We start from the raw sequence: 23,895 nt of genomic DNA, 5'->3' as shown, positions 1-23,895 counted from the left end.
GAAGGGGACACCCGAGACCGTCAGGCCCGGGAGTTCGAGACCGGCCGACGGCAGGTTCTCGAACGACAGCGCCACCTGGAACAGCGGGTGGCGGGCGGTCGACCGCTCCGGCGCGAGGATCTCCACGAGCCGCTCGAACGGGATGTCCGCGTGGGCGAACGCCTCGAGGTCGGTCTCCCGGACCCGGGCGAGCAGATCGGTGAAGCTCTCCCCGCCGTCCACCCGGCTGCGCAGCACGAGCGTGTTGACGAACATGCCGATCATGTCGTCGAGTTCGTGCTCGCCACGGCCCGCGATCGGGGTACCGATCGCGACGTCGTCGGTGTCCGCCATGCGGGCGAGGAACACCGCGAGCGCGGTGTGCATCACCATGAACATCGTCGTGCCGGTCCGGCGTGCGAGTTCGGCGACGGCGCGGTGCGTCTGCGCGTCGATCGTGAGTCCGACCGTGCCGCCGGCGAACGACTGCACCGGCGGGCGCGGACGGTCCATCGGCAGGTTCAGCTCGTCCGGAAGTCCGGCGAGGGCGTCCTGCCAGTACGCCGCCTGGGCGGACAGCACGCTCTCGGGATCGTCCTCGGAGCCGAGCACCTGGCGTTGCCACACCGCGAAGTCGGCGTACTGCACCGGCAGCGGCGTCCATCCCGGTTCCTCCCCGTGTACACGGGAGAGATAGGCGGTCATGACGTCCCGGGTCAGCGGAGCCATCGACCAGCCGTCGGCGCTGATGTGGTGGACGACGAAGACCAGCACGTGGTCGGTCTCGCTCAGGCGCAGCAGCGCTACCCGCAGCGGCAACTCCGCGGTGACGTCGAAACCGGTGGTGACGATCTCGCGGATCCGATCCGGCACGTCCGCCGGGTCGACGTCCTCGGCGACGACCTGCGGTGCCGCATCGGCCGTGGGCAGGACGAGCTGGTAGGGACGTCCGTCGTCCTCCGGGTAGATCGTGCGCAACACCTCGTGACGGTCGAGCATGTCGCGGACCGCCGCCTGCAGGGCCTCGACGTCGAGCGCACCGGTGAGCCGCACGGCGACCGGCAGGTTGTCGGCGGCCGACGAGTTGTCGAAGCGGTTGAGGAACCACATGCGCTGCTGCGCGAGCGACAGCGGGATGCGGTCGGTGCGCGGCTGCGGTACGAGCGGGGCACGCCCGGTCGTACCGGTCTGCCGTTCGGCGTGCGCGGCGAGCGCCTCGACGGTCGAGGCCTCGAACAGGGCCCGCACGGGGACCCGGACGTCGAGCGCGGACCCGAGGCGGGCGACGAGCTGCGTGGCGATCAGCGAGTTGCCGCCGAGCGCGAAGAAGTCGTCGTCGAGACCCACGCGATCGACGCCGAGCACGTCGGCGAAGGTGCCCGCCACGATCTCCTCGACCGGCGTGCGCGGCGCGCGGAACTCGCGCACCTCGAAGGTCGGCGCGGGCAGCGCCTTGCGGTCGAGCTTGCCCGACGTGTTGAGCGGGAACTCGTCGAGCACCACCACGGCAGCGGGCACCATGTACGACGGCAGGGAGCCGGAGACGAACTCGATCAGCGCACCGCTGTCGATCTCGTGACCCGGCACCGGCACGACGTAGCCGGCGAGCTGGTCGCCGGTCTGGGTCTGGGCCACGAGGACCGCAGCCTGGTTGACCGATTCGTGTGCCAGCAGGGCGGTCTCGATCTCGCCGAGCTCGATGCGCTGACCGCGGAACTTCACCTGGAAGTCGGTGCGGCCGATATACTCGAGCTCGCCGTCGCCGTTCCACGTCACCAGGTCGCCGGTGCGGTACATCCGGTCGCCCGGTGCGCCGAACGGGTTGGCGACGAACCGGTCGGACGTGAGATCGGGTCGCCGGACGTAGCCGCGCGCGAGCTGGACACCCGCGAGGTAGAGCTCACCCGGGACACCCACCGGCACCGGCCGCAGACGACCGTCGAGCACGTATGCGCGGACGTTCCACTCGGGCACACCGATCGGCACGACGTCGACCGGCCCCTCGGCGGGCGCCTGCCAGTAGGTGGCCGAGACCGCGGCCTCGGTCGGTCCGTAGAGGTTGTCGATGTCCGCGGAGCTGATCCGGCGCACACCGTCGATCGTCTCGGGCGGCAGGGCCTCACCGATGACGAAGATGTCGCGCAGTGTGCTGCACGAGGCGGCGTCGGCGTGCGCGGCGAAGACGGTGAGCATCGACGGCACGAAGTCGGTGATGGTTACCTTCTCGCGGGCGATGACCTCCGACAGGTAGGCCGGGTCGCGGTGGCCGTCGGGGGTGGCGATCACGAGTTTCGCGCCCACGCTCAGCGGCATGAAGAAGCCCCACAGCGACACGTCGAAGGTCGTCGCGGTCTTCTGGAAGTACACGTCCTCCGAGGTCATCTCGAATTCGTGCAGCATCCACTCCGTCTGGTTGACGATCGCGCGGTGCGTCACGGCCACGCCCTTCGGCCGTCCGGTGGAACCGGAGGTGAAGATCGCGTAGGCGGTGTTGTCGGGACGCAGCGGCGAGAGCCGGTCCTCGTCGCGGATCGGTGTCGCCGGCACGTCCGCGAGGTCGAGACGGTCGATCTCCACCGCGTCGACGGCGATGCCCGACGGGATCTCGAACTCGTCGCGCGCCGTGGTCACGATGCACACCGGATCGGCGGTGTCGAGGATGTGGCGGATGCGGTCGGCCGGATGATCCGGGTCGATCGGCACCCAGGCGCCGCCGGCCCGCACGATCGCGTACATGCCCACGAGCAGTTCCGCGGAGCGGCGGACGGCGAGGCCGACCAGCGACTCCGGTCCCACGCCGTGGCCGATCAGGTGCCGGGCGAGACGGTTGACCCGCGCGTCGAACTCGGCGTAGGTCAGTTCCTCGCCCTCGTAGGAGAGGGCGACCGCGTCCGGGGTGCGCGCCACCTGCGCGTCGAAACGCGTGGTCAGCAACGCGGTCCCGTCGAGGTCGTGATCGGAGTCGTTCCACGCCTGGAGGATCCGGTCGAGTTCCTCGGAACCGAGCAGCGCGATGTCGCCGACCGGCATCTCCGGTTGCTGCGCCATCGCCTCGAGTGCGCGGACGAAACGCTCGACGAGCGTCTCGACCTGGTCGCGGTCGAACAGTGCTCGCTGGTAACGCAATTCGACCTCGAGCGCGGACCGCAGGTGCACGAACAGGCTCAGCGGGTAGTGGGTCGCGTCGTGGGTGCCTACACCCGTGACGGCCATGCCGTCGATGGAGGCGGACTGCTCGGCGAGGGCCTCCTCGTCGAGCGGGTACGACTCGAACACCGTGAGCGTGTCGAAGGCGACCGACGGACTCGTCGCCCGCTGGATCTCGGTGAGTCCGAGATGGTGGTGGCCGAGCAGTGCGGCCTGCTCGCCCTGCAGGCGTTCGAGGAACGCCGAGACGGGCTCGTCCGGATCGAAGGCGACCCGCACGGGCAGCGTGTTGATGAACAGGCCGACCATCGACTCCACACCGGGCAGGTCGGCGGGGCGACCCGAGACCGTGGCGCCGAAGACGACGTCCTCGGCACCGGTGAGGCGGCCGAGCAGCACGCCCCAGGCGGCCTGCACGAGCGTGTTCACCGTGACGCCGAGGCGCGCGGCGGCGCCGCTGACGGCGGCCAGTCGCTCGGCGTCGAGTTCGACCTTCACCCGGTCGTCGCCCTGCAGGCCGGGATGGCGCGGGGTCTGCGGGGCGAGCAGCGTCGGCTCCTCGAAGCCGGCGAAGGTCTGCGCCCACGCCTCGCGGGAGGACTCGCGGTCACGAGCGGTGACCCATTCGAGGAAGGAGCGGTACGAGCGCACCCGCGGCAGCAGGGACACCTCTCCCCTGGTCGCGTACAGGGCCATGAGGTCCTGCATGAGCAGCGGCATCGACCAGCCGTCGACCAGGACGTGGTGGGTGGTCACGCCGAGCTGGTAGCGGCCGTCGCCGAGGTGCACGAGGACGAACCGCATGAGCGGTCCGGTGTCCATGACGAAGCGGCGTGCCTCCTCGTCCTTCCAGAACGGCACCGTGGCTGTGACGCCGTCCGCGGCGACCTCGGCGGACATGTCGACGGTGCGCCACGGCACCTGCACGTCGTCGAGGACGAGCTGCACCGAGTCGCCATCGGCGTCGGTCACGAAGACCGTCCGCAGGTTGGCGTGCCGGTCGAGCAGTGCCTGCGCGGCGCGGTGGAGCCGCTCGGGATCCACCTCTCCCTCCAGATCGAGGACGGCCTGCATCGTGTAGACGTCGACGTCGTCCTCGCCGGTCATCAACGCGTGGAAGAGCAGACCGGACTGCAGCGGCGACAGCGGCCACACGTCCGCCAGCGACGGGTAGCGCACGTGCCAGCGGTCGAGATCGGCCTGGGTGACCGACACGAGCGGCACGTCGGAGGGTGTGAGCCCACCGGCAGCGGGGTCGGCGGCGTGGGTGACGAGCGCCGCGAGGGCGGCCCGCCAATGCTGCACGAACTCGTCGACGTCCTCGCGGTCGAGCAGACCCGCCGGGAAGGCGATGTTCGCGCCGAGCTGCGGGCCGTCCGCGCCGTCGTTGACGATCGCGTTGATGTCGATCGCCGCGCTCGCGGGCATGTCGGCGTCGAGGGCGGCGTCGACGCGTCCCAGCGCGTCGGTCGGAGCCCAGCCGATCTCGGCGAGTTCCTCCGGCACGTCCGCGGAGGACACGCGACCGAGGTAGTTGAAGCTGATCTGCGGTGAGCGTGCGATGGCGGCGAGTCGTGCCGACGATTCCCGATCGAGGTAGCGCAGCAGACCGAAGCCCATGCCCTTGTCCGGGATGGCCAGCAGCTGTTCCTTGACGGCCTTGACCGCCGCACCCATCGCGGCACCACCGGCGACGGCGTCGTCGACGTCGATGCCGGTCAGGTCGACCCGCACCGGGTAGGCGCTGGTGAACCAGCCGACCGTCCGGGACAGGTCGGCGCCCGGCACCACGGATTCCTCGCGGCCGTGGCCCTCGAACTTCACGAGGGCGGAGGAGGATTCGATGCCGCGGTCGCGGCGCCAGCTCACGAGTGCCAGTCCGAGCGCGGCCACCAGACCGTCGGCGACACCGCCGCGGAACAGGGCCGGCACCGTGGTGAGCAGTGCATCGGTCTGCGCGGCGTCGAGATTCATCTCGATGCGTTCGACCGTGGAGGTGACGTCGACGGCGGGGTCGAAGGGACGCTCGCCGAGCAGCGGGTCCGGTCCCTCGAGGATCCGTTCCCACAGTGGCAGTTCCGATCGGCGCTGTGCCGCGGCATCCACCAGGCCGTGGGCCCAGCGGCGCAGCGACGTTCCGACGGCCTCGAGCCGCGGCTGCTCACCGGAGACGATCTGTCCCCAGGCCAGACCGAGGTCGGGCAGCAGGATGCGCCACGACACGCCGTCCATCACCAGGTGGTGGGCGACGACGAGGAGCACGCCGCGACGTTCGGCCGAGCCGAAGTCGAACCACACGAATCGCAGCACCGAGCCGGCGAACGGGTCGAGTGCTCCGAGCGCGGAATCGAGTTCGCGGGAGGCGATCTCGGTGAGCTCGGCGTCGTCGACGTCGGCCGCGACCTCGACCCGCGTCAGCAGGGCGTCCGGGTCCACGGTGCTCGCGGAGCGGACCCGCAGGGTCACTGCTCCGTCGGCATCGCGTTCGAGGATCGAGCGCAGCGCGTCGTGGTGGTCGACGACTGCCCCGATGGTGCGGGTCAGCACGTCACGGTCGATGTCGGCCGGGAGGGTCACGGCGACGGTCTGCGAGAAGCGGTCGAAGCCGCCGGGCCAGCCGAGGACCTCGCGCATGATCGGGGTGAGCGGCACGTCGCCGACACCGCCGCCGGGGAGTTCCTCGAGTCGCACCGCCTGCGTCTCGTCGGCGCGGGTGGCGACCTCGGCAAGGCCCGCCACCGAACGACGCTCGAAGACGTCGCGCGGCGTGAACACCACACCCCGCGCCTTCGCCCGCGAGACGAGCTGGATCGACACGATGCTGTCGCCGCCGAGCGCGAAGAACGACTCGTCGACACTCACCTTGTCCAGATGCAGGACCTCCGCGAACACCTCCGCGATGATCTGCTCGACCTCACTCTCCGCGGCGCGGTACTCGCGTTCCTCGATCACCGGCTCCGGCAGAGCATCACGATCGAGCTTGCCCACCGGCGTCAACGGCACCTCGTCGAGCACCACGATCGCCGACGGCACCATATGGGGCGGCAGCGAGCGCGACACGAACTCGGTCAGCTGTGCGGTGTCGATCGTACGGCCGCGGACGGGCAGCACGTAGGACACGAGGACGGTCGCGCCCGACGGGGTGGACCGACCCACCGTCGTCGCCCAGTTCACCGACTCGTGTGCGCTCAGGACCGCGTCGATCTCGCCGAGTTCGATGCGGAAACCGCGCACCTTGACCTGGAAGTCGCTGCGGCCGACGAACTCGATCTCGAGCCGGTCCTCGACGGGCCGCCACCGGACGACGTCGCCGGTGCGGTACATGCGGTCGCCGGGTTCGCCGTAGGGGTTGGGGACGAACCGCTCGGCGGTCAGCGCGTTGCGGCGGTGGTAGCCGCGGGCGAGTGCCCGGCCGGCCACGTAGAGCTCGCCCGCCATGCCGGCGGCGACGGGCCGCAGACGCGAGTCGAGCACGAGAGCGGTCATGCCCACGATGGGTTCGCCGATGGTGATCGGACGTCCGGGTTCCATCTCGCCGAAGGTCGACACGATGGTCGCTTCGGTCGGGCCGTACGCGTTGACGTAGGTGGTGCGCTGCGACCATTCGGCCAGCAGTTCCGGCGTCGTCACGTCGCCACCGACGGAGAGCACTTCGAAGCTGTCGATGCCCGTGGAGTCCATCGTGCCGAGCACCGCGGGCGTGATGATCGTGTGGGTCACGCGCTCGGTCTTCAGCAGCTCGGCGAGATCCGGACCGCCGATGATTCCGGCGGGCACGATCACGAGCGTCGCGCCGAATGCGAAGGCCGCCATCCACTCGAGCACCGACGGGTCGAAGCTCGGCGAGCAGATCTGCAGGAACCGCGATTCGGAGGTCACCCCGTACAGATCGGTGACCATGTCCTTCAGGCCCGCCAGACCCGTGTGCGTGACGACGACGCCCTTGGGCTTGCCGGTCGACCCCGAGGTGTAGATCAGGTAGGCGGGGTGGTGGACCCGGATCGGGCGTACCCGGTCGGCGTCGGTGATCGGTGCGGCGGAGCGGGATTCGACGTCCGCGGCGAACGCCGGGTCGTCGAGCAGCAGCCATTCCGCGTCGTCGGGCAGTCCGCCGACGAACTCGGACGACGTGATGCCCAGGGTGGCCCCGGAGTCGTCGAGCATGTAGCGCACACGGTCGGCCGGATAGGTCGGGTCGACGGGGACGTGCGCCGCACCGGACTTGGCCACGGCCATGACGGTGACCGTCATGTCGTACGAGCGCGGGAACGACACGGCCACGAAGTTCTCCGGGCCGATGCCGCGATCGATCAGCACCCGCGCGAGCTTCGACGAGGTCTCGTCGAGTTCGCGGTAGGTGATCGACCGTCCTTCGTACCGCACCGCGACGGCGTCGGGATCCATCGCGACGCCGCGCGTGAGGAACTCGGCGAGGGTGCTCGGTTCGGTGATGACGTTGTGTCCGCGCATCGCCGTGAGCTGCGCGAACTCGTCGTCGGCGAGCAGCGGCAGGTCGCCGACCGGTGCGCGGTCGTCCGTGAGGATGCCGCCGACCAGTCGCGTGAACCGTTCGGCGAAACGCTGGACCGTGCTCTCGTCGAAGAGCGCACTGGCATACGAGAACTCGGCGGACAGGCCGGCGGGCGCGCCGGATCCGTCGATGTGTTCGAGCAGGGTCAGGCCCAGGTCGAACTTCGCGGTGTCGACCTCGAACGGGACGCCGGAGACGGTGAGCTCGGGCAGTTCCAGGGCGGTCTCGGGCAGGTTCTCGAACGACAGCACCACCTGGAACAGCGGGTGGCGTGCCGTCGACCGCTCGGGGTTGAGGATCTCCACGAGCCGCTCGAACGGAATGTCGGCATGGGCGAACGCCTCGAGGTCGGCCTCGCGCACCCGTGCGAGCAGGTCGGAGAAGCCCTCACCCGTGTCCACCCGGCTGCGCAGCACAAGGGTGTTGACGAACATGCCGATCAGGTCGTCGATCTCGGCCTCACCGCGACCCGCGATGGGGGTGCCGATCGCGACGTCGTCGGTGTCGGCCATCCGCGCGAGGAACACCGCGAGCGCGGTGTGCACGACCATGAACATCGTCGTGCCGGTCCGCCGCGCGAGCGCCGCGAGGCCGCGGTGCGTGTCGGCGTCGAGGAGGAAGTCGACCTTGCCGCCGGCGAAGGACTGCACCGCGGGACGCGGCCGGTCCATCGGCAGGTTCAGCTCGTCCGGGAGTCCGGCGAGGGTGTGCTTCCAGAAGTCGGCCTGCGCCGCGAGCAGACTCGCGGCATCGTCCTCGTCGCCGAGCACGTCGCGCTGCCAGATCGCGAAGTCGGCGTACTGCACGGGCAGCGGTGCCCAGCCGGGAGCCTCGCCCTCGGCGCGGGACATGTAGGCCGTCATGACGTCGCGGGTCAGCGGCGAGATGGACCAGCCGTCGGCGCTGATGTGGTGGACGACGAAGACGAGCACGTGATCGCGCTCGGAGAGCTCGAACAGTCGTGCGCGCAGCGGGATCTCGGTGGTGACGTCGAACCCGCGGGAGACGACCGCCGTCACCTTCTGCAGCAGGTCGTCCTCGGTGGCCGATTCGACGTCGATGTCGGGTGCGGCCTCCGCGACCGGGAGGATCAGCTGGTAGGGCTGCCCGTCGATCTCGGGATAGATGGTGCGGAGCACCTCGTGCCGGGCGAGCAGATCCTGGACCGCTGCCTGCAGCGCACCGAGGTCGAGTGCCCCGGTCAGGCGGACCGCGACCGGGATGTTGTTGACCGACGACTCGGTGTCGAAGCGGTTGAGGAACCACATGCGCTGCTGCGCGAGCGACAGCGGCACACGCTCGGGCCGCGGCTGCGGCACCAGCGACGGACGTGCCGCCGCACCGGTGTGCTGCTCGGCCGCGACGGCGAGCGCCGCGACACTGGGGGCCTCGAACAGCACGCGCACGGGGACGCGGGTGTCGAGTGCCGCGCCGATCCGCGAGACGACCTGGGTGGCGAGCAGCGAGTTGCCGCCGAGTTCGAAGAAGTCGTCGTCCACACCCACTCGGGTGAGGCCGAGGACGTCGGCGAACACGCCGGCGACGATCTCCTCGACCGGGGTGCTCGGAGCGCGGAATTCGCGGGTCTCGAAGACCGGCTCGGGCAGGGCCCTGCGGTCGAGCTTGCCGTTGACGTTCAGCGGCAGCGCGTCGAGCGTCACGAACGCCGAGGGCACCATGTACGACGGCACCCGGGTGCCGAGCGCGGACCTGATCGACTCGATGTCCGCGTGCGCACCGTCCGCGGGCACGACGTAGGCGACCAATTGGGTGCCGACCCGCTCGTCCTCACGGGCGATCACCGCGACATCACGCAGCGCATCCATCGCACGCAGGGCGGATTCGATCTCGCCGAGCTCGATGCGGAAACCACGCACCTTCACCTGGAAGTCGGTGCGCGACAGGTAGTCCAACTGCCCATCGCGGGTCCACCGCACCAGATCGCCCGTGCGGTACAAGCGTTCTCCGTCACCGAACGGTGAGGCGACGAACCGCTCCGCGCTCAGATCGGGTCGATCGAAGTAGCCGCGTGCGAGCTGCGCACCGGCGAGGTAGAGCTCACCGGCGACACCGGCCGGCACCGGATGCAGACGCTCGTCGAGCACGTAGACACGGGTGTTCCACTCGGGCACACCGATCGGCACCGACGCCCCCGAGGTATCGGTGACGTCACCGGCGGTGACGGACACCGCGGCCTCGGTCGGGCCGTACAGGTTCACCAACCGGGCGGCGTTGTGCTCGACGAACCGCTTCGCGGTGGCCGGCGGGAGGGCCTCACCGATAGCCAGTACCTGCCGCAGGGACGGCGTGAGGGTGCCACTGGCGTCGACCATCAATGCTTCGAGCATCGACGGCACCACGTGCAGCGTCGTGACCGACTGCTCCGTCAGCAACCGGTTCAGATAGGCCGGATCGCGATGACCGTCGGCCGACGCGATGACCACACGCCCACCGGACACCAGAGCCGACCAGAACTCCCACACCGACAGGTCGAACGTCGCCACCGTCTTCAACAACACCGCATCATCGGTACCGAGCTCGAAATGCTCACGCTTCCACAGCAACTGGTTGACGATCGCCGCATGCGGCACCGCCACACCCTTCGGCCGGCCCGTCGAACCCGACGTGAAGATCACATACGCCGTGTTCGACGCACGCAGCGGCGCGATGCGCTCGGTATCGGTCACCGGCGCCGCGGACAGCTCGGACAGATCCAGGCTGTCGAGGAACAGGGTGGAGACAGACTTCTCCCCCGGTGCCGTGAATTCGTCGCGTTCGGTCGACAGGATCACCACGGGAGCAGCGGTGTCGAGGATGTAGGCGTTGCGATCGTCCGGCTGATCCGGATCGACCGGCACGTAGACGCCACCGGCCTTGACCACCGCGTACATGCCGACCAGCAGTTCGACCGAGCGGCGCATCGCCAGCGCCACCGTCGACTCCGGACCCACACCCAACGAGACCAGTTTGCGTGCAAGGCGATTCACCCGAGCATCGAACTCGGCATAGGTCAGCGACTCGCCCTCGAACACCAACGCCGTCGCATCCGGCACCCGCGAGACCTGCTCGTCGAACAGATCCACCAGGGTCGCCGAGGCGGTGGGGTGCACGGTGTCGTTCCATGCCTCGAGCACTCGCGCGGTTTCGACGGTGTCGAGGAGGGGCAGATTGCCGACCGGCAGGGCCGGGTCGTCGACCACGGCGTCGAGCACGCGGATGAACCGGGCGGCGAACTCCGCGACCGTCGATTCGTCGAACAGATCGGTCGCGTACGTGAAGTAGCCGGTGATGCCCGTGGGCGTGCCGTCGTCGCTGTAGCGATCGGTGACGATCAGGTGCAGGTCGAACTGCGAGATCTCCATGTCGGTGTCGAGACCGGAGATGGTGAGACCGGGGAGTTCGAGTGCGGCCTGCGCGAGGTTCTGGAACGACAGACCCACCTGGAACAGCGGGTGCCGTGCCGTGGACCGCGCGGGGTTGAGCACCTCGACGAGCCGCTCGAACGGCACGTCGGCGTTCGCGAACGCGCCGAGGTCGGCCTCACGGGTACGTCCCAGCAGTTCGGTGAACGACGCGTCCGAATCGACGTGGGTCCGGAACACCAGCGTGTTGACGAACATGCCGATCAGGTCGTCGAGCTCGCGCTCGCCACGACCGGCCATCGGCGTGCCGATCGCGATGTCGTCGCTCGAGGACATGCGTGCGAGGAACACCGCGAGTGCGGTGTGCAGCACCATGAACATCGTGGTGTTCGTGCGCCGGCCGAGGTCGGCGAGGCGCCGGTGGAGTTCGGCCTCGACCGTGAAGTCGACGCGGCCGCCCCGGAACGACTGGACCGCGGGACGCGGCCGGTCGCTCGGGAGATCGAGCTGGTCGGGCAGGCCGGCGAGAGCGTGCTTCCAGTACTCGACCTGCTTGGCGGCGAGCGATTCGGGATCGTCCTCGTCGCCGAGCACCTCGCGCTGCCAGATGGCGAAGTCGGCGTACTGCACCGAGAGCGGCTCCCACGCGGGGGTGTCGCCCTGCGATCGCGCGACGTAGGCCGTCATGAGGTCGCGCGTGAGCGGACCCATCGACGAGCCGTCGGCGGAGATGTGGTGGACCACGAACGCCAAGACGTAGTCGGATTCGCGGACCCGGAACAGTCGCGCGCTCAGCGGCACAGCCGTGGTGACGTCGAAGATCGTCGCCGCGAGTTCCTGGACGGCGGCGACGATGTCCGCCTCCGGCACGTCCACGGGGGTGAGGTCGGGAACCGCCTGCGCGGCGGGAACGATGACCTGGACGGGACCGTCCTCGGTCTCCGGGTAGAAGGTGCGCAGCGATTCGTGACGAGCCACGACGTCGCCGACGGCGGCCTGCAGCGCCTCGACGTCGAGATCGCCGGTGAGCCGGATCGCGATCGGCACGTTGTAGGCCGACGATTCGGTGTCGAAGCGGTTGAGGAACCACATGCGCTGCTGCGCGAGCGACAGCGGGATCCGTGCGGGCCGCTCGACGGCTTCGAGAGGCCGGCGGTCGTCGCCGCGCTGCGACTCGACCGCACCGGCGAGCGATGCGACGGTGGTGTTCTCGAAGAGGGCGCGCACCGGAACCTTCGCACCGAGCGCGGCTCCGAGGCGGGAGGCCACCTGGGTGGCGAGCAGCGAGTTGCCGCCGAGTTCGAAGAAGTCGTCGTCGAGGCCGACCCGTTCGACGCCGAGCACCTCGGCGAAGACCGCGGCGACGGCCTGCTCGGCCGGCGTGACGGGGGTCCGGAACTCGCGGGTCTCGAAGACCGGCTCGGGCAGCGCCCTGCGGTCGAGCTTGCCGTTGACGTTCAGCGGCAGCGCATCGAGCGTCACGAACGCCGACGGCACCATGTACGACGGCACCTGCGTCGCCAGGTCGCTCCTGACCGTCGCCACGTCGAGGGTGTTGTCCTCGGCTGGCACGACGTAGGCGACCAACTGGGTGCCGACCCGCTCGTCCTCACGGGCGATCACCGCGACATCACGCAGCACATCCATCGCCCGCAGAGCCGATTCGACCTCACCGAGCTCGATACGGAAACCACGCACCTTCACCTGGAAATCCGTGCGCGACAGGTAATCCAACTGACCGTCACGGGTCCACCGCACCAGATCACCCGTGCGATACAGACGCTCCCCGTCACCGAACGGCGAGGCGACGAACCGCTCCGCGCTCAGATCCGGGCGCCCGAAATAACCACGCGCCAACTGTGTGCCCGCGAGGTAGAGCTCACCGGCAACACCGGCCGGAACCGGATGCAACCGCTCGTCGAGCACGTAGATACGGGTGTTCCACTCGGGCACACCGATCGGCACCGACGCACCCGAGGTATCGGTGACATCACCGGCGGTGACCGACACCGCAGCCTCGGTCGGGCCGTACAGGTTCACCAACCGGGCGGCGTTGTGCTCGACGAACCGCTTCGCGGTCGCCGGCGGGAGGGCCTCACCGATCGCCAACACCTGTCGCAGGGACGGCGTGAGGGTGCCGCCCGCATCGACCATCAACGCTTCGAGCATCGACGGCACCACGTGCAGCGTCGTCACCGCCTGCTCGGTCAGCAACCGGTTCAGATAGGCCGGATCACGATGACCGTCCGCCGACGCGACGACCACACGCCCACCGGACACGAGAGCCGACCAGAACTCCCACACCGACAGGTCGAACGTCGCCACCGTCTTCAACAACACCGCATCATCGACACCGAGACCGAAATGCTCACGCTTCCACAGCAACTGGTTGACGATCGCCGCGTGCGGCACCGCCACACCCTTCGGCCGGCCCGTCGAACCCGACGTGAAGATCACATACGCCGTGTTCGACGCACGCAACGGCGCAATCCGCTCGGTGTCGGTCACCGGCGCCGCGGACAGCTCGGACAGATCCAGGCTGTCGAGCAGCAGGATGGGGACAGACTTCTCCCCCGGTGCCGTGAACTCGTCGCGTTCGGTGGACAGGATCACCACCGGAGCAGCCGTGTCGAGAATGTACGCATTGCGATCGTCCGGCTGATCCGGATCCACCGGCACATACACGCCACCGGCCTTGACCACCGCATACATACCGACCAGCAACTCGACCGAGCGACGCATCGCCAACGCCACCGTCGACTCCGGACCCACACCCTCCGAGATCAACCTGCGCGCAAGACGATTCACACGCGCATCGAACTCCGCATAGGTCAGCGACTCACCCTCGAACACCAACGCCGTCGCATCCGGCACCCGCAAGACCTGCTCGCCGAACAGATCCACGAGCGTCGACGCCTGCTCGACCGCACGGTCTGTGGCGTTCCACGACTCGAGGATCTCGACCCGTTCGGATCCGTCGAGCATGTCGATGTCGCCGACGGTCGTGGTCGGGTCGGCGACGATCGCCTCGACGACCCGCACGAAACGCTGCGCGAAGCCCTCGACCGTCGACTCGTCGAACAGATCGGTCGCGTACGTGAAGGTGGCGTCGATGACGTCAGGTGCACCGTCGTCGTCGTAGTGGTCGAACACCGTGAGCTGCAGGTCGGTCTTCGCAAGCTGCAACTCGAAATCGGTGGAGCTCACCGTCAGACCGGGCAGTTCGAGCTGGGTACGCGCCAGGTTCTGGAACGACAGACCCACCTGGAAGAGCGGGTTGCGGGCGGTCGAGCGCACGGGGTTCAGCACTTCCACCAGGCGTTCGAACGGCACGTCGGCGTTCGCGAAGGCACCGAGATCGGTCTCGCGGGTGCCTTCGAGGAGTCGTTCGAAGGACTGTGCCGGGTCGACGTCGCTGCGGAAGACCAGCGTGTTGACGAACATGCCGATCAGGTCGTCGAGCTCGCGCTCGCCACGACCGGCGATCGGGGTGCCGATCGCGATGTCGCGGGTGCCCGAGAGCCGTGCCAGCAAGGTCGCGAAGGCCGCGTTGACGACCATGAACAGCGTCGCGTTCTTCGATCGCGCGAGTTCCTGCAGGCCGCGGTGCAGTTCAGGTGAGATCGTGAACTGCAACGATTCGCCGCGGAAGCTCTGACTCGGCGGACGCGGGCGGTCGGACGGGAGGTCGAGTTGGTCGGGCAGGCCGGCGAGGGCCTGCTTCCAGTACTCGACCTGCTTGGCGGCCAGCGATTCCGGATCGTCCTCGCTGCCGAGCACCTCGCGCTGCCACAGCGCGTAGTCGGCGTACTGCACGGGCAGCGGTTCCCATGCCGGGGCGTCCCCGTGGGAGCGCGCTGCATAGGCCGTCATCAGGTCGCGGGTGAGCGGGCCGACCGACGCACCGTCGGCCGACACATGGTGCACGACCAGCGCGAGGATGTGCTCGTCGTCGCTGACGCGGAAGATGCGCACCGCGACTGGCACCTCGGAGGTCACGTCGAAGGTCGTCGACATGAAGGCGACGATCTCGGGTTCGAGTTCGGCCTCCGCGACCTCGCGCACGACGAGTTCGGGCAGCGCACCGTCGAGCGGGAGCACCACCTGGTGCGGGCCCTCCGGCGAGTCCGGGTAGATGGTGCGGAGCGATTCGTGTCGCGCGATGACGTCGCGTGCTGCCGCGCGGAGCGCCTCGACATCGAGGGTGCCGACGAGCCGCACGGCGATCGGGATGTTGTCGACCGCGGAGGACGCCGTGTCGAACTGGTTGAGGAACCAGTAGCGCTGCTGCGCGAGCGACAGCGGAACCCGATCAGGTCGTTCGGTGGCGACGAGGGGCCGGCGCGGACCGCCGGAGACCCCGCGTTCGAGGCGTGCTGCAAGCTCTTCCACGGTGGAGGCCTCGAACAGCAAGCGCAGCGGAACGGTGGCGTTCAGCGCGGCACCGATGCGGGAGACCACCTGGGTGGCGATGAGCGAGTTGCCGCCCAGCGCGAAGAAGTCGTCGTCGAGGCCGACGCGGTCGACACCGAGGACCTCGGAGTAGATCGACGCCACGACCTGCTCGGTGGAGGTGGTGGGAGCGCGGAACTCCTTGACCTCGAAGACCGGGTCGGGCAGTGCCTTGCGGTCGAGCTTGCCGGACGCACCGAGCGGCATGGCGTCGAGGAGCACGTAGGTGGCGGGCACCATATAGGCCGGCAACTGCGCGGACAGTGCCGCACCGGCCGCCACCTGATCGAAGGTCGCACCGGCCTGCGGGACGACGTAGGCGACGAGCTGGTCCTGACGGACGAGCACGACGGCCTGGTCGACCTCGTCGAGGACGAGCAGCGCGGTCTCGATCTCGCCGAGTTCGATGCGCAGACCGCGGAGCTTGACCTGGAAGTCGGTGCGGCCGATGTAGTCGAGCTCGCCGGCGCCCTCCGTCCAGCGCACGAGGTCGCCGGTGCGGTACAGCCGCTCACCGTCGCAGAACGGCGAGGCGACGAAGCGTTCGGCCGTGAGGTCGGGGCGCTGCATGTACCCGCGGGCGAGCTGAGCTCCCGCGAGATAGAGCTCTCCCGCGACCCCCACGGGCACGGGCGCGAGACGCTCGTCGAGGACGTAGACGCGGGTGTTCCACACGGGGGCGCCGATCGGCACGGAGACCGTGTCGGCGTCGGTGGCCTCGTGGTAGGTCACGTCCACGGCTGCCTCGGTGGGGCCGTAGAGGTTGTGCAGGCCGGCGTCGGACAGCAGTGCCCGCGTGCGTGCGGCCAGTGCGGGCGGCAGTGCCTCACCGGAGGCGAAGACGTGACGGAGCGAGGTGAGGTCGTCGGCCGATGCCTCGGCGACGAACACCGCGAGCATCGACGGCACGAAGTGCACGACGGTCACGCCGCGCCGCTCGATCACCGAGGCCAGGTACCGCGGGTCGCGGTGACCGTCGGGCACGGCGACCACCAGTCGGGCACCGATCTGCAAGGGCCAGAAGAACTCCCACACCGACACGTCGAAGGTGAAGGGGGTCTTCTGCAGCACCACGTCGGCGGCGGTGAGCGGGTATTCGTGCTGCATCCAGCGCAAGCGGTTGACGATCGCGCCGTGCGGCACCGCCACGCCCTTCGGGCGCCCGGTGGACCCGGACGTGAAGATGACGTAGGCGGTGTTCGACGCCCGCAGCGGAGACGTCCGCTCGGCGTCGGTGACCGGCTCGGACGCCGTCGCGGACAAGTCGAGGGTGTCGACGAGCAGGCTCGGGACGGATCTCTCCCCCGGTACGCGGAATCCGTCGCGTTCGGTGCTCAGCACCACCACGGGCGCGGCGGTGTCGAGGATGTATCCGTTGCGATCGTCGGGCTGATCCGGATCGATCGGCACGTAGGCACCACCGGCCGTGACGACCGCGTACATACCGACGAGCAGATCCAGCGAGCGGCGCATCGCCAGACCCACCCGCGCGTCGGGGCCGACACCGAGCGAGATCAGGTGCCGCGCAAGACGGTTCACACGCTCGGAGAACTCGCCGTAGGTCAGCGACTCGCCCTCGAACTCCACCGCGACCGCATCCGGCGACCGCCGTACCTGCTCGGCGAACAGATCGACGAGGGTCGAGGTGTTGTCGAGCGCGCGGTCGGTGTCGTTCCACTGCTCGAGGACCTGCACGCGTTCGGCGTCGTCGAGCAGGTCGACATCACCGATCGCGACGGAGAGATCGCCGGTGACCGCATCGAGGAGACGGACGAAGCGCTCGGCGACACGCTCGACGGTGCGGGTGTCGAACAGATCGGTGGCGTAGGTCAGGCCCACCGAGTACTCGGCCGCACCGGTCGCGGTCGGCGTCTCGGTGACGACGAACTGGAGGTCGAACTTGGCGGTCGCGATGTCGAGGTCGACGGCTTCGACAGTCAGCCGCGGAAGTTCGAGCGTGCCGGTCTCGAGGTTCTGGAACGACAGCATCACCTGGAACAGCGGGTGACGTGCGGTGGAGCGCTCGGGGTTGAGCACCTCCACGAGTCGTTCGAACGGCAGGTCGGCGTGGCCGAACGCCTCGAGGTCGGCGCCGCGCACCCGGCCGAGCACCTGCTCGAACGACTCGCCGCCCTCCACCCGGGTGCGCAGCACGAGGGTGTTGACGAACATGCCCACCAGATCGTCGAGCGCCGCGTCGCCACGACCGGCCACCGGAGTGCCGATCGCGATGTCGTCGGTGCCCGACAGACGCGCCAGCAACACCGCGAGCGCGGCGTGCACCACCATGAACGGGGTCGCGTTGTGTTCGCGGGCGAGCGTGACGATGCGGTCGTGCAGCGTCTCGTCGATGGTGAACTCGTGCAGGGCACCCCGGTTGGTGGCGACGGCGGGGCGCGGGCGGTCGGCCGGCAGGTCGAGCTGCTCGGGCAGACCCTCGAGCGTGTCCCGCCAGAAACCGACCTGCGAGGAGATGACCGACTCCGGATCGTCCTCCGAGCCGAGCACCTCCCGCTGCCAGATCGCGAAGTCGGCGTACTGGACCGGCAGCGGTTCCCAGCCCGGTTCTCCGCCGGCGGCGCGGGCCGCGTAGGCGGAGACGATGTCGCGGGTGAGCGGGCCCATCGAGAAGCCGTCGGCGGCGATGTGGTGCACGACGAGCGCGAGCACGTGTTCGGTCGCCGACACCGCGAACAGCTGCGCCCGGAAGGGTGCCTGGGTGGAGACATCGAAGCCGGACGAGACGAGATCGGTGATGCTCTGCACCAGCTGCGTCTCGGTGACGTCGACCGGCGTGAGGTCGGGTTCGACCTCGGACACCGGCAGCACCTGCTGGTAGCCCACACCGTCGACGTCCGGGTAGATCGTCCGCAACGACTCGTGCCGGCCGAGCACGTCGACCACCGCGGAGCGCAGCGCCTCGACGTCCAGGGCGCCGGTCAACCGGATCGCGCCGGGGATGTTGTTGACGGCCGATTCCGGTTCGAAGCGGTTGAGGAACCACATCCGCTGCTGCGCGAGCGACAGCGGGACCCGCTCGGGACGTTCCTGTGCGACGAGCGGCGTGCGACCCTGGGCCTCGCTCTGCTCGACGCGGGCGGCGAGGGCGGCCACGCCGGGCGCCTCGAACAGGACACGAACGGGCACAACGGTTCCCAGTTCGGAACCGAGGCGCGCGACGACCTGCGTCGCGATGAGCGAGTTGCCACCGAGAGCGAAGAAGTCGTCGTCGAGCCCGACACGGTCGACACCGAGGACGTCGGCGAACACGCCGGCGACGACCTCCTCGACCGGGGTCGTGGGTGCACGGAAGCCGCGAGCCTCGAAGACCGGGTCGGGCAGCGCCTTCCGGTCGACCTTGCCCGAACTGCCGAGCGGCATCTCGTCGAGGACCACGAACTGCGACGGCACCATGTAGGCCGGGAGCACCGCGCCCAGCGCGGCCTGCGCGCCGTCGCGGTCGAAGGTCGTGTTCGGGGCCGGAACCACGTAGGCGACGAGCTGATCGCGGCGCACCTGCGCGGCGGCCTGCGACACCCCGGTGTGGTCGAGCAGCGCGGTCTCGATCTCTCCCAACTCGATACGCAGACCGCGGAGCTTGACCTGGAAGTCGGTGCGGCCGAGATACTCGAGATCTCCGCTGCGGTCGTTGCTCCAGCGCACGAGGTCGCCCGTGCGGTACAGACGCTCACCCTCGCCGAAGGGCGAGGCGACGAAACGCTCGGCGGTCAGATCGGGGCGGCCGACGTAACCGCGCGCCACCTGCACACCCGCGAGATACAGCTCACCCACGACACCGGCGGGAACCGGCGACAGTCGCGAGTCGAGCACGTAGGCGCGGGTGTTCCACACCGGAGCGCCCATCGCGACGGAACCACCCGTCGTTCCTGCGACCGGGCGGGCGGTGGCGTGCACCGTGGCCTCGGTGGGGCCGTAGAGGTTGTGGAGCTCGGCGTCGCCGATCCGCAAGAACTGCTCGGCCACCGACAGGGGGAATGCCTCACCGGCGACGAGCACGGTGCGCAACGACGCGCAGTCGTCCGGAGACACCGACGCGGCGAACACCGCGAGCATCGACGGGACGAAGGAGGTCGCCGTCACCGCACGCTCACGGATGACGGTGCCGAGATAGGCGGTGTCGCGATGACCGTCCGGGACCGCGATCACCATGCGCGCACCGACGGCGAGGGTGCCGAACAACTCCCACACCGACACGTCGAAGGTGAACGGGGTCTTCTGCAGCACCACGTCGTCGGGGCCGATCCCGTATTCGGTGGTGATCCACCGGATCTGGTTGACGACCGAGGCATGGGTCACGGCCACACCCTTCGGGCGTCCCGTCGAACCGGAGGTGAAGATCGAGTACGCGGTGTTCGACGGCCGCAACGGCGCGACGCGGTCGGCGTCGGTGACCGGCTCGGCCGGTGTCGCGGACAGGTCGAGGCCGTCGATCGCGAGCGACGGCACCGATGCCGTGGCGGGCACGGAGAATCCGTCGCGTTCGGTGGTCAGCACCACCACGGGCGCGGCCGTGTCAAGGATGTAGCCGTTGCGATCGTCGGGCTGATCCGGATCGATCGGCACGTAGGCACCACCGGCCGTGACGACCGCGTACATACCGACGAGCAGATCCAGCGAGCGGCGCATCGCCAGACCCACCGACGTCTCCGGCCCGACACCGAGCGAAATCAGGTGTCGTGCAAGACGGTTCACTCGCTCGGAGAACTCGCCGTAGGTCAGCGCCTCGCCCTCGAACTCCACCGCGACCGCGTCCGGCGACCGCCGTACCTGCTCGGCGAACAGATCGACGAGGGTCCCGTCGTCGCCGAGTTCGTGCTCGGTGTCGTTCCACGTGGCGAGCACATCGGTGCGCTCGGCATCGTCGAGCAGCGCGACATCACCGACCGGGAGTGCGGGTTCGGTCACGACCGCGGTGAGGATCCGGGTCAGGCGCTCGGCGAAGGACTCCATCGTCCGGGCGTCGAACAGATCGGTGGCATAGGTGAGGTCGACGAGATAACCCTCGGCGGTCAGGTCGTCCGAGACGGTGATCTGCAGGTCGAACTTCGCCAGTGCCGCGTCGACGTCGAGCGCCGAGACGGTCAGGCCGGGCAGTTCGAGGGAGTCGGCGTCGAGGTTCTGGAACGCGAGGAGCACCTGGAACAGCGGGTGCCGTGCCGTCGACCGTTCGGGGTCGATGATCTCGACGAGCCGCTCGAACGGCAGGTCGGCCTGCCCGAACGCCTCGAGGTCGGCGCCGCGCACCCGGCCGAGCACCTGCTCGAACGACTCGCCGCCCTCGACCCTGGTGCGCAGCACGAGGGTGTTGACGAACATGCCCACCAGGTCGTCGAGCGCCGCGTCGCCACGACCGGCCACCGGAGTGCCGATCGCGATGTCGTCGGTGCCCGACAGACGCGCCAGCAGCACCGCCAGTGCCGCGTGCACGACCATGAACTCGGTGGTGGAGGTGCGACGGGCGAGATCGCGGACGGCGGAACGGAGTTCGGAGTCCAGGACGAACCGGTGCGAGGCACCCCGATTGGTGGCGACGGCGGGGCGGGGGCGGTCGGCCGGCAGGTCGAGCTGCTCGGGCAGACCCGCGAGCGTCTCCCGCCAGAAACCGACCTGCGAGGAGATGACCGACTCCGGATCGTCCTCCGAGCCGAGCACCTCCCGCTGCCAGATGGCGAAGTCGGCGTACTGCACCGCGAGCGGCTCCCACTGCGGGGCGTCGCCCGAGACGCGTGCGGCGTAGGCCGTCACGACGTCGCGTGTCAGCGGACCCATCGAGAAACCGTCGGACGCGATGTGGTGCACGACCAGCACCAGCACGTGCTCGGCCGCGGTCCCGGTCTCGGTGACGGCGAACAACCGGGCCCGGAAGGGGACCTGCGTCGTCACGTCGAAGCCGGTGCCGACGATCTCGGTGGCCCGGGCGATCAGATCGGACTCGGCCACCGGGACCGGCGTCAGGTCGGGCACCACCTCGTCCACCGGCAGCACCTGCTGGTAGCCCACACCGTCGACGTCCGGGTAGATCGTCCGCAGCGACTCGTGCCGGCCGAGCACGTCGGTCACCGCGGCCTGCAGGGCCGCCGCGTCGAGTGCCCCCGACAGGCGGATCGCCACGGGGATGTTGTTGACCGCCGATTCGGGCTCGAATCGGTTGAGGAACCACATCCGCTGCTGCGCGAGCGACAACGGCACCAGTTCCGGACGCACCTGCGGGACCAGCGGTGCGCGTCCGTCGCCGCCCGAGGCCATGGCGGCGTCGACGAGCGAGGCGAGTTCGGCCGCTGTCGGGGCATCGAAGAACTCGCGGACGTCGATGCGGACCTTGTGATCGGCGCTGAGCCGCGCGACGACCCGCGTCGCGCTCAGGGAGTTGCCGCCGAGTTCGAAGAAGTCGTCGTCGACACCGAGCTGCTCGATGCCGAGGACCTGCTCGAAAGCGGCGACGACGGCGTGCTCGGTGGCCGTCGACGGTGCGCGGTACTCGCGCTGCAGGGAGCTGAAATCCGGTGCGGGCAAGGCCTTCCGGTCGAGCTTGCCGCTTCCGCCGAGTGGGAACTCGTCGAGTTCGACGAACAGCGACGGCACCATGTAGTCGGGCAGGCGCCGGCGCACGGCGTCGGCGAGCTCGGACCGTTCGATGTCGCGGCCGTCGGTGACGAGATAGGCGACGAGGTGGTCGCCGAGCGCGGGGTCGGAGTGCACGACGACGACCGACTGCCGCACGCCCGGGTGGTCGAGCAGCGCCGATTCGATCTCGCCGAGTTCGATGCGCAGACCGCGCAGCTTCACCTGGAAGTCGGTGCGGCCGATGTACTCGATCTGCCCGTCCTCGTTCGTCTTCACGAGGTCGCCGGTGCGGTACATGCGGTCGCCGGGCTCGCCGAACGGGTCGGCGACGAAGCGATCGGAGGTCAGATCGGGGCGACGGAGATAGCCACGCGCGAGCTGGACGCCCGCGAGGTAGAGCTCGCCCTCGACACCGTCCGGGACGGGGCGCAGACCCTCGTCGAGGACGTAGAGACCGGTGTCGGCCACGGCGGCACCGATCGGCACGACGGTGTCGTCGGCGGAGGTCGCGAAGTAGGTGACGTCGACCGCGGCCTCGGTGGGCCCGTAGAGGTTGTGCAGACGCGCCGAGGAGATCTCGTAGAAGCGGGCGACGGTCTGCGGCGGCAGCGCCTCACCGGACGCGAAGACGTAGCGGAGTGTGCTCACCGACGCGGCGGTGGGCTCGGTGAGGTAGACGGCGAGCATCGACGGCACGAAGTGCGCGATCGTCACGCCGCGTTCGATCATCGTCTGCGCGAGGTAGGCAGGGTCGCGGTGCCCGTCGGGCACGGCGATCGTGAGGCGGGCACCCACCTGCAGGGGCCAGAAGAACTCCCAGACCGACACGTCGAAGGTGAACGGCGTCTTCTGCAGCACCACGTCGTCGGCGCGCATGCCGTACTCGGACTGACGCCAGTCGATGTTCGCGACGATCGCCCGGTGCTCGACGGCGACGCCCTTCGGTCGTCCCGTCGAACCCGACGTGAAGATGACGTAGGCGAGGTGATCGGCCGTGAGCGCACCGCGGCGCTCTTCCGTGGCGACCGGATCGCCGGAGACCTCGGACAGGTCGAGGGTGTCGATCGTCAGCGCCGGGACGGAACCGGGGAGATCGACGGCGTCGCGTTCGGTGGTGACGACGGCGACCGGCTCGGCGATCTCGAGGACGTAGGCGAGGCGGTCGGCCGGGTGGTCGGGGTCGAGCGGCACGTAGGCGCCGCCGGCCTTGACGATCGCGTACATGCCGACCAGCAGATCGAACGATCGGCGGACGGCGAGACCGACACGTGCGTCGGGGCCCACACCGAGACCGATGAGGTGACGTGCGAGACGGTTGGCGCGGGCGTCGAATTCGCGGTAGGTCAGGGCTTGCCCGTCGAACTCGAGAGCGACCGCATCGGGGGTCCGCGCCACCTGGGCGTCGAAACGCGCCACGAGGGTGTCGGGATCGACCGTGGCCGGTGCTGCCGCATCGTCGCCGAGGACCTCGACAGCATCGGCCAGCAGGGCGTCGACCACCCCCGCGAGACCCGGAGCACCCAGCAGAGCGGGCGCGATGTTCGACAGAACGACCGGGAACAGCGCGTCGAAACCGAGCGCACCGCCCATGGCGGTGTCGAGCGTGGCGATCTCGTCGCGCAGGCGCGCGTAGCCGATACGGGTGTCACCGTCGGTGAGGGCGACGCGGTCGGGTTCGATCTCCGCGACGGCGGCGAGCAACCGGGGAAGGTCCTCGATCGCCAGCGCCGGCTTGCCCGCCATGTCACCCGTCATCTACGTCAGCCTCCTGAAATAACCTGCGCTCGGCATCACGCTGTGCACGCGACACCGCCCCCCGCTGCCACCCGGCACCGTACT

1 protein-coding gene (cut by a window edge) is annotated in these 23,895 nt (G+C 69.4%); it reads right to left on the bottom strand.

Annotated features, from left to right (window positions below):
- Nucleotides 1–23,811, bottom strand: partial view of a non-ribosomal peptide synthase/polyketide synthase gene (locus ACWPOC_RS24840; RefSeq protein WP_455409465.1) — the 5' portion only. Its footprint begins 5,772 nt before the window's first position; only the first 23,811 of its 29,583 coding nucleotides appear in the window; its start codon is at nt 23,809–23,811; its stop codon lies beyond the left edge, outside the window.
- Nucleotides 23,812–23,895: the final 84 nt, after the last annotated feature.

This window comes from Rhodococcus sp. 5G237 (genome assembly GCF_053764735.1).
This window is presented reverse-complemented; position numbering and strand designations above follow the sequence as displayed.